This window comes from uncultured Methylovirgula sp. (assembly GCF_947646745.1).
Lineage (GTDB): Bacteria > Pseudomonadota > Alphaproteobacteria > Rhizobiales > Beijerinckiaceae > Methylovirgula.
In genome coordinates this window covers 1-9,657 of record NZ_CANSHK010000064.1, presented here as the reverse complement: position 1 = coordinate 9,657, position 9,657 = coordinate 1, and the positions used below count along the sequence as shown (strand labels likewise).

Below are 9,657 nucleotides of genomic sequence, written 5' to 3'. Positions count from 1 at the left end.
GGCCTTCAGCGCCTTCTTGACCACCTTCGAACCGGCAACGAGGGCGGCGACCTTCTCCTCCTCCTTCACCTTCCAATCGATATAGGCCTCGATATCGGGATGATCGACATCGACGACGACCATCTTGGCGGCGCGGCGCGTCGTGCCGCCCGATTTGATCGCGCCGGCGGCGCGGTCGCCGATCTTGAGGAAGGACATCAGGCCGGAGGACTTGCCGCCGCCGGAGAGCTTTTCATTCTCGCCGCGGAGCTTGGAGAAATTCGAGCCGGTGCCGGAGCCGTATTTGAACAGCCGCGCCTCGCGCACCCATAGATCCATAATGCCGCCTTCGTTGACGAGATCGTCGGCGACCGACTGGATGAAGCAGGCATGCGGCTGCGGATGCTCATAAGCCGACTTCGACTTCACGAGCTTGCCGGTTTCGTAATCGACATAATAATGGCCCTGGCTCGGGCCGTTGATGCCATAGGCCCAATGCAGGCCGGTGTTGAACCATTGCGGCGAATTGGGCGCGGCGATCTGCTTTGCCAGCATGAAGCGCAATTCGTCGTAGAAAGCCTGGGCGTCGGCCTCAGTGTCAAAATATTTGCCCTTCCAGCCCCAATAGGTCCAGGCGCCGGCGAGCCGGTCGAAAACCTGGCGGGCGGAGATTTCGGAGCCGAATCGCTCGGCCTTGGGCAGCTCTTCCAGCGCCTCGTCGTCGGCGGCGCGGCGCCACAAGAATTCGGGGACGTTCGGCTCTTCGACCGGCTTCAGCCGGGCGGGGACGCCAGCCTTGCGGAAATATTTCTGCGCCAGCACATCGGCCGCGACCTGGCTCCAGCCGGCCGGGACTTCGATGCCGTCGAGCGCAAAGACGGTCGAGCCGTCCGGATTGCGGATTTCGCTGCGCGTCGTGCGGAATTCGATCGCCGCATAGGGCGATTGGTTTTCTTTGGTGTAGCGCCGCTCGATTCGCATGTGCCTGGCCCCGGATGATTGAGATAATGCCCCGCGCGAGACCTCGTCCTATCCCGCGCCCTCAAGATCGAAGCGCCGAACCGTCCGACTCGCGCGCCTCGAATTCAGCCTAATGCTAGTGGGCGCGGGAAGCCTAGATACAAAATGTTGTGCAAGGGTTAAAAATTTCAAGGTCGCGCCGAGGCCCAAATCTTGACCCGGAGGGGGCCGCACCGCAATCGCCGCGATCGCATCGCGCGCCGTCATCCGCGCTATCCCCAGCATCAACAGGCGGCAGCAGAATCATCCACAGCTTGGCGATACGCAGCCTCACGATCGGGTGCCAAACCTGGGCGAAGCTTGCGTGAACGGCGATGGACAATCGGGCCTTGGCTGGCATATTTGCGCCGCAGCAGACTCTTTCATGAGTTTTTTGGAGCGATCGATGGCTGGGCTCATGCGCATCTTCACCTGGTGGCAGGGCGCCACGCTCAACACGCTGTTTCACACCTGGCTCAAGGGCGAGCTGGTCGGCACGGACGAGTTCGGCAACCGCTATTATCGCACCAAGGGCGGGGCGATCGATCCGGCGCTGGGCTTCGAACGCCGCTGGGTGATCTACAACGGCTATGCCGAAGGCTCGGCGACGCCGCCCGGCTGGTACGGCTGGCTGCACCATACGACAGACATCGCGCCGCCCGCCGACAATTATAAGCCGCGCGACTGGCAATTGCCGCATGAGCCCAATCTTACCGGCACGCCGCAGGCCTGGCGCCCGCCGGGCTCGACACTCGCCTCGGGCGTGCGGCCGCCGGCAACCGGCGATTACGAGGCCTGGACGCCCTGACGAGCCTCCGATCGGCGTGGTTTCGGCGACACATTTCCGAACGAAGCGGGGTATTAAAAAAGAATTTATGTCACTAGCTGTATTCGTATCGATATAGTTTGTCGCCTGCGCAAAGAGCGCAGGAGGGGGCTTATCAATGACGAGTGGGTGTTTCATCGCCGGCCGCGCGGCCGCGCGAAAGGTGATCTTTTGTCTTCTTGGCATGACCGTGCTGACCGCCGGCGCGACGGTGGCGCGGGCGGCCGATCTGCCGGACAGCAACGCGCCGCCGGTCTTCACCAATGCGGCGCCGACCGATCCGATCACCGATTATTTCGTTCATTGGTACGACCGCGTGCATGAGGCACAGGCGACGCAGCCGCACTGGATGACGCCGATCGCAACCGTCACGCCGCGGCTCGAAGAGGAGATTCGCTTCGATACGCAATTCCAGCAATTGGGGACCGGCGGTCAGCTCACCAATATCGACGGCGGCAAAGGCCTCGAGCTGATTCCGACGACCATGAACGAGATTTTGATCAACGCGCCCGCCTATCAGGAGCGCACGATCAAATCGCCGGCGCATGGATTCGCCGATTGGAATTTTCTGACCATCAAGCAACGCATCCTCAGCGCGCCGGAAGACAAGGGCAATTATATCTTCTCGGCCTTCCTCGGCGTGCAGGCGCCGATGCTCGCATCGCCGTTCACCAGCAAGGCCTGGGTGATCACGCCGACCTTGGCAGGCGGCAAGGGCTGGGGCGATTTCGACATCCAGGCGACCGTCGGCGTACCGATTCCCACCTCGCATGAATCGATCATCGGCACGGCCTTGGTCACCAATGTCGCGTTCCAATATCATTTCCTCGAATATTTCTGGCCGGAGCTCGAATTCAACGACACCTATTGGTTCGACGGCCTGCAGCGCGCCCATCGCAACCAGCTTTTCCTCACACCGGGCATCGTCTTCGGCCGTTTCGCGCTCGGCAACGGACTGAAGGGGATTATCGGCGTCGGTTACCAATTCGCGCTGGATCCGCAGCCGCCGGTTCTGACGCCGGCTTTGACGCCGACCTACGACCACGCGGTGATCTTGACGAGCCGCCTCGCGTTCTGATTTCCGAAAGTAGAACAAGTAAAATTGAGCGGCAGTCGGGTTTATCGCAAACTCCGATTGCCGCTTATTTTTTTCGCCGATATAAGCGGCATTAAAAAAATATTTAATATGCAGAAAAGAGCTTGATACATAAAATCAAAGGCTTAGGTCGAACTATACTTATGATATAAATGCAACAGAGCTATTTATATTTGAAGTGTATTGATCGCGGCGGCTAATAATCTATTTACGCGTCCGTCCTTCCTCGCCTAATTTAATTTATTGCAAAAAGATGACAGCCCGTGGGGCGACGATTTCTCTCGTCTCTGACGATCTGAAAACAAGAAATTTTAAAGAATCACAGTCCGTTAGCCGAGACTGGGCAGGGGGGAAAGACGTGAAAAATTTAGCCAAGGCCACAGGTGTATCCGGGCGCGCGCAGACGCTGCGGACGCTTCATCCGAGTAAAGCCATCGCATCCTCAGTTCTTCTGCGAAACGCGCTGGCCGTCGGCACTGCCTTCGCCACTTTTGCAGCGGCGAGCCTCGCCAATCCGGCACAGGCGCAATCCGCCAACGAGCAGCGCTTGGAGCAGCGCCTTGACGCTTTGATGGGCGAGGTCGCCGAGCTGAAACGCGAGATGCGCGCCCAAAAGCGGGAGACGCAACATCTCGCCCGTGTCCGCGTGGCGCAAGGCGCCCCGGTGCTGGCGGGCCCCGTCGTCAAGGGGCCGGGGCCCTATGTCCCGCCGCAGCCCTGGGACAAGAAGTTCCACCTTTTCGGCATTACGCTGACGCCCGGCGGCTTTATCGAAGGGGCGAGCGTCTGGCGCTCGCGCGGCGATTCGACCGGCATTGACACGAATTGGAACGGCATCCCGATGCGCAATCTGCCGCTTGCGCACACCAACGAATTCCGCTTCGACGCGCGCCAGAGCCGCTTTTCTTTGCTGGCGCAGGGCAATGTCAATCCGGCGGTGCTGGTCTCCGGTTACAGCGAATTCGATTTCCTGGCCGCGGCGGGCACCGCCAATCAGGTCGACAGCAATTCGTACACGCCGCGCATTCGCAACCTCTATGCGACGATCGATTGGCGCGACACCGGCTGGAGCGTGCTTGCCGGGCAATCGTGGACGCTGGCGACGACGAACGGCAAGGGCATCCAGCCGCGGACCGAAATTTTTGCGCCTTTCATCGACGGCAACTTCATCCCGGGCTCGGTTTGGGCGCGCCAGCCCGGCGTGCGCATCACCAAGAACTTCGGCGATTTCAGCGCGGCCATCGCGGCCGAGCAGCCGGAAACGACCTATTCGCCGGCATGCGCCGCCCCTGGCGTCTATAATCCGATCGGCAATGGCGTCAGCGTCTATTGTTCGCAGGCGGGAACGCACTTCTTCAACGGCAACACCAATTACTCGCTGAACCGGCTCCCCGACGTCCTCGCCAAAGTCGCCTGGGACCCGACCTTCGCTGGCCGGACCATGCATTTCGAGACCTTTGGTCTCTACAGCGACCTCTATGACCGTGTCGAAGATCCCGGCGCCTCGTTTCACAGCACGGATCGCACCGGCTGGGGCGTCGGCGGCGGCGTGATCATTCCGGTTTTGCCGAAATGGCTCGACTTCCAGGCCAATGCCATGACTGGCCGCGGCATCGGCCGCTACGGCGTCTCGACCCTGCCGACGGCGACCTTCAACCGCGATGGCTCGCTGTCGCCGATTCCCGAAACAATCGCGCTCGGCTTCTTCACGCTGCACGCGACACCTGAGCTCGATCTTTGGGCCGCGGCGGGCATCGAGCATGAATATGGCGATTATTTCCTTGGCGGCACCGTCAACGGCCCAGGCTCGCCGCTTGCCAACAATACCGGCTGCAATACCGAAACCGCGGCGGCTTCAACCTGCAACGGCGTTACCAAGGACATCTGGCAAGTCACCGGCGGCTTTTGGGATCGCATCTATCACGGCGACTTCGGCAGCGTCCGGGTGGGCATGCAATATTCCTATACGCAGCGCGCGCTCTTCGCGGGCAGCGGCGGCCTTCCGCCCGGTTCGGGGCCGCTTGGCGCGAATACCAACGACCACATGATTCTGACCAGCTTCCGCTACTATCCGTTCCAGTAAGCCAATGTCACACTGACTGTAACATCCACGCTACAGCGCGCGGCAAATGAACATAAGCGTCGCCGCGCGCAAGCTATGCCGAAAGCTTATAAAACATTTTAAAACAAGAATTTATCCGGATTGACCGAAGCGATATTAAAAATATTTTTAAGGAACCGGCGCTGAACTGTCACAAAAGTCCAGCCTCGCGCCAATAACCACGAGAATGGTTGAAACGAGCTTACCGTCAGGAATTGGCTCGTAGACCTTCTCGGGGGTATCCAGTGAAAAACATCGTAACTTGCGACGACGCGTCCGCGCTGCCGCCCGCTTCGGGCTCGGCCGGAGTTGCGCGTCGGCTCGGCGGCCTCGGCCGCCACCTTTTGGGCGGCGCCGCGCTTGTCGCGCTGCTCGCGACCGGCAGCGTCGCTGCCAAGGCGGACGATACGAACGCCGAACTCGCGGCTGAGATTCGCGCCCTCAAGGCGCAACTCCACCACCTTGAGCAAAAGGTTGATAAGCACAGCGTGCAAATCCACCAGGTTCAGGTGAAGTCGGACTCTTTCCAGGCGCAAGCGGCGCCTTATGCGCCGCCGGTTCCGTGGGACAAGAAATTCCACCTGAACGGTATCACCATCACCCCCGGCGGCTTCTTCGCGATGGAAGGTGTGTACCGCTCGCGTGACCAAGGCGCCGACTTTGATACCCCGTTCGGCGGTATCCCCGAATATAACAGCCCACTCGCACATCTGAACGAGTTGCGCGGCACGGCGCGGCAGAGCCGCGTGTCCGTTTTGGTCCAGGGCAATTACAATCCGGATGTGCTGGTCTCAGGCTATGCCGAGCTCGACTTCCTCGGCGCGGCCAATACGGCCAACTCCAACGAAAGCAACTCCTACAATCCGCGCATTCGTCACATGTATGCGACGATCGACTGGATGGGCGAAGGCTTCCACATCCTCGGCGGTCAGACCTGGTCGCTCGTGACGCTCAACACCAAGGGCATCACGCCGCGCAACGAAGACATTCCGCTGACGATCGACGCACAGTACGTCGTCGGCTTCAACTGGACGCGTACGCCGCAGTTCCGCCTTGTCAAGAACTTCGGCAGCCAATTCTGGCTTGCGGCTTCGGCGGAAATGCCGCAGACCGCCGGCATCACGGGCTGTGGCGGCACCACGATCGGCGGCAGCGCCACTGTCGGCACCGCCGCAATCCCGGGCGCTGGCACCGCCGTTTGTAATCAGACGTCTATCGGCGGTGGCCTCCTCAACCAAACCACGACCTACTCGTTCAATCACATCCCGGACTTCGTCGTGAAAGCGGCGTGGGAGCCGACCTTCATGGATCGCACGGTCCATATCGAAGGGTATGGCCTCTACACCGATCTCTATGACGGCGTGGAACCGACAGGTTTCCCTGGTACCTTTGTGAGACATGACACGTCGGGCTGGGGAGCGGGCGGCAGTATTGCTTTAGCGGCTATTCCGCACTGGGTTGACCTGCAAGGCACGGCCATGATCGGCCGCGGCATCGGCCGCTACGGTTCGGGCGGGCTCAGCAACGCGACTTTCAATCCGGACGGCTCGCTTTACGCTCTGCCGGAAATGACCTTCATGGGTGGCGCGATTGTCCATGCCACGCCGCAACTCGACCTCTATGCCTATGGCGGCGAGGAGCGGATTCTGTCGCGCGGTGTCTCGACCGCGACGACGGGAGCACTCTTCGGTTACAGCCTCCCCACGGCCAACAACAGCGGCTGTGACTTCATCGGCGGTACTTGCGCTGCAAATACCAAGGATGTCTGGGAAATCACCGCTGGTCTCTGGGACAAGGTTTATCAGGGCGACTTTGGCTCGGTCAGGGTCGGCCTGGAATATGAGTATATCGAACGCGAACTCTTCTCCGGGACGGGGACTTCGGCGGGCCTGACCGCCTTCGCCGGCTCGCCGCGCTTCAACGAGCAGGCTGGCTACGTGTCGTTCCGCTACTATCCGTTCGATCCGGCGCCGCCGGCGCCCCCGCTGGTCACCAAATACTGATCAGCGCCAGGGATCTGGAAATTGGAAAGCGGGCTTCGGCCCGCTTTTCTTTTGTCCTCGTGCCTGCGTCCGGCGCGATTACGGCTCGGCCTTAGCTATAGGGTTTGTAAATATATTTGCCATTGCCGGTCCCTCATGAGCCGAATATTAAATGAGTTTTTAGTTGGCTGGGGAAATGCATGCCTTTTTTCTGCGCTGCGCACGTGGTTTTGCTATACACGAGACGCGAATTTTCGTCGTCTGCGCAGCGGACGAACGGAGCCATTTTCATATGCTTAATGGAACGAGAGCGATGGCTGCCGGCGTTTCTGAGGCCTCGGATCGTCCGGCGGTATTGCTGATCGAAGACGAATTTGAGACTGCCAAAGAAGTTTCATTGGCCTTGGAACGCCAGGGCTACGCTGTTCGGATCGCCGATTCCGTGCATCAAGTGGTCGATGCGATCCGCATCCATGCGCCGGCCGTGATGGTCATCGATCGGTTGCTGCATGGCACCGATGTCTTGCCGATGCTCGAAACTTGGCGCAACGAGGGCAATCGGGTCCCCGTGCTCGTCGTCAGCGCTCTGTCATCGGTCGACGATCGCATACGCGGCCTGAAAGCCGGCGGCGACGATTATCTGATCAAGCCGTTTTCGATCGATGAACTGGTCGCCCGGGTCGAGGTTTTACGGCGCCGGTCGGCCGACTCGCGGGTTTCTGTCCTTCGGGTCGGGCCGCTGACCATGGATTTGATCGAGCGGACGGTTCGGCGCGGCGATCGCACGCTTGATCTTCTGCCGCGCGAGTTCGAGCTTCTCGAATATTTCATGCGCCATCCGAACCAGGTCGTCACCCGCGCCATGTTGTTGACCGACGTTTGGAATTTCAAAACCTTGCCGCAAACGAATGTCGTCGACGTCCATATCGGCAAGCTGCGCCGCAAAGTCGACGGCAGCGGCGAAGTTCCCTTGATCGAGACGGTCCGCGCGACCGGATTTATGCTGCATGGGGATCGGTGAGCTCCTCCGTTCGACGGCCTTTCGCTTAGCCGTTGTTTTTGCGCTTGTTGTAACGCTTGCGACGTCGGCGGTCTTCGGCTTTGTCTATTGGCGTGTCGCCAATTCCGATATGGCGCGCGCGCGTATTTCGCTCGCCGACGAGGTGGCCAAGGCCGCCACAGAGCCGGCTGCGCGCCTCATGCCGGAGCTTGAACGGCGCCTGACCCGCGATCTGCGCCAGATCGAATATGTCGGTCTCTTCGATGCTAAGGGCAAATATCTCTACGGCAACGTGACGGCGCTGCCGCCGGTCCCGCTCGACGGCCGTAGCCATATTACTTGGACGACAACGCCGGATGGGACCGGCCGTGAATCGGCATTCTTCGTCGGCCGTGTGCGGCCGGATGGCGGGACGCTGATCATGGGCCGCGGGCTCTACGAGATTCGCGCGCTGCAACAGTCCGTCTTGCGCGCCCTGGCGATCGGCATCGGTCCGACGATCCTTCTCTCGCTGATTGCCGGCATTGTCCTCAGCCTGCGCGCGGCGCGCCGGCTCAACGCGATCCACCTCGCCATAGACCGCGTGGTCGAGGGCGATCTGCATGAGCGGCTGCCGGCCAGCCGTGTTCCGGACGGGATCGATGATGTCGTGCGCTCGGTCAACCGCATGCTCGATGAGATCGCCCGGCTGGTAAACCAGTTGCGGCAGGTCGGCGACAATATCGCGCATGATTTGCGCACGCCCTTGACCGTCGCGCATCTGCGGCTCGAGCGGGCGCTCGACGAGCCGGAGGAACAATTGCGCGCGACAGCCCGGCAAATCCTCGCCGATCTCGACCGCGCCTTGACGACGGTGACGGCGTTGCTCCGCATTTCCCAACTTGAAAGCGGTTTGCAGCGCAGCGCTTTCGCGCCGCTCGATCTCGTCAAGCTTTGTCGCGATATCGTGGATTTCTACGAGCCCCTCGCGGAAGCGAAATCGATCACGCTGACGCTTGAGGCGCCCAGCAAGGTTTCTTTCGTCGGCGATCAAGACCTTCTGCACGAAGCGCTGACGAATCTGATCGACAATGCCATCAAGTTCACGCCGAAGAACGGCCTCGTAAAAGTCTCGGTTGGACATACGCCGGATGGGCCGCGGGTCGAAGTTCGCGACAATGGGCCGGGCATCGCGGCCCAGGACCGCGACAAGATTTTCAAGCGGTTCTATCGCGCCGCCGCGACCGGACATCTGCCCGGCAATGGACTGGGCCTCAACATGGCGGCGACCATTGCGGACGTGCACGGGCTTACGCTGCGGCTCGGCGAAACATCGCAGGGCGCCTGTCTCGAGATCGTGCCGGCGCGTCAAGAAAACGTCAAAAAGCTCAGACCGCGAAGCCACCAAACGCATTGAGCTTTGGATGCCAAAATTACCAATTCGATACCAAATTTTTATTTAGTACCAACGCTTTCTGCAGCGCACTAGTATCCGGACATCGTGCTTGGCGTCGCTGGGCGCGGGGTGTTTTTTGCGCTCTTGACGCAACCTGTATCTGGCATATTCCTTTTTTTGGCCGGGATGCAGATCGAAGCTCAAGACATGAACCTCATACCGGCAACCTGGGAGTTGCTTTAACCGCATGATCGGCATTGTCAGGATCGCGCTGCAGCGGCCTTATACGTTCGTCGTCA

Annotated in this window: 6 protein-coding genes and 1 pseudogene; 6 read left to right on the top strand and 1 reads right to left on the bottom strand. The window is 60.4% G+C overall.

Features of this window, described 5'->3' with window-relative positions:
• A pseudogene (locus Q0025_RS14325) lies at window positions 1-960 on the bottom strand (vitamin B12-dependent ribonucleotide reductase); the annotation flags it as partial.
• 424 nt (window positions 961-1,384) lie between these two features.
• On the opposite strand from Q0025_RS14325, the gene Q0025_RS14320 reads away from it, so the two are divergent.
• The 6 genes from Q0025_RS14320 to Q0025_RS14295 all read left to right on the top strand — a co-directional run bounded on the left by Q0025_RS14320 (window position 1,385) and on the right by Q0025_RS14295 (window position 9,379).
• Window positions 1,385-1,786, top strand: coding sequence for an NADH:ubiquinone oxidoreductase subunit NDUFA12 (locus Q0025_RS14320; RefSeq protein WP_297300296.1), 402 nt, complete (start codon window positions 1,385-1,387; stop codon window positions 1,784-1,786).
• Window positions 1,787-1,922: 136 nt separating this feature from the next.
• On the top strand, window positions 1,923-2,882 hold the full coding sequence (locus Q0025_RS14315; protein ID WP_297300295.1) for a hypothetical protein: 960 nt from the start codon (window positions 1,923-1,925) through the stop codon (window positions 2,880-2,882).
• A 376-nt stretch (window positions 2,883-3,258) separates the two neighbouring features.
• Window positions 3,259-4,983 (top strand): hypothetical protein, encoded by a 1,725-nt coding sequence (locus tag Q0025_RS14310; RefSeq protein WP_297300293.1) that lies wholly within the window; start codon window positions 3,259-3,261, stop codon window positions 4,981-4,983.
• A 209-nt stretch (window positions 4,984-5,192) separates the two neighbouring features.
• Complete coding sequence (locus tag Q0025_RS14305) at window positions 5,193-7,004, top strand: hypothetical protein (protein ID WP_297300291.1); 1,812 nt, start codon at window positions 5,193-5,195, stop codon at window positions 7,002-7,004.
• Between the two features lie 292 nt (window positions 7,005-7,296).
• Window positions 7,297-8,004: a response regulator transcription factor gene (locus Q0025_RS14300; protein WP_297300289.1), complete on the top strand. Its 708-nt coding sequence runs from the start codon at window positions 7,297-7,299 to the stop codon at window positions 8,002-8,004.
• Window positions 7,991-9,379 carry a HAMP domain-containing sensor histidine kinase gene (locus tag Q0025_RS14295; protein WP_297300287.1) on the top strand — a complete coding sequence of 463 codons (1,389 nt, stop codon included), beginning with the start codon at window positions 7,991-7,993 and terminating at the stop codon, window positions 9,377-9,379. The genes Q0025_RS14300 and Q0025_RS14295 overlap by 14 nt, the downstream gene beginning before the upstream one ends.
• The last annotated feature ends 278 nt before the right edge of the window (window positions 9,380-9,657 follow it).

Coding starts and splice junctions, on each gene's coding strand:
- Q0025_RS14320 (WP_297300296.1), top strand. CDS start 1,385: ATGGCTGGGCTCATGCGCATCTTCACCTGGTGGCAGGGCGCCACGCTC.
- Q0025_RS14315 (WP_297300295.1), top strand. CDS start 1,923: ATGACGAGTGGGTGTTTCATCGCCGGCCGCGCGGCCGCGCGAAAGGTG.
- Q0025_RS14300 (WP_297300289.1), top strand. CDS start 7,297: ATGGCTGCCGGCGTTTCTGAGGCCTCGGATCGTCCGGCGGTATTGCTG.
- Q0025_RS14295 (WP_297300287.1), top strand. CDS start 7,991: ATGGGGATCGGTGAGCTCCTCCGTTCGACGGCCTTTCGCTTAGCCGTT.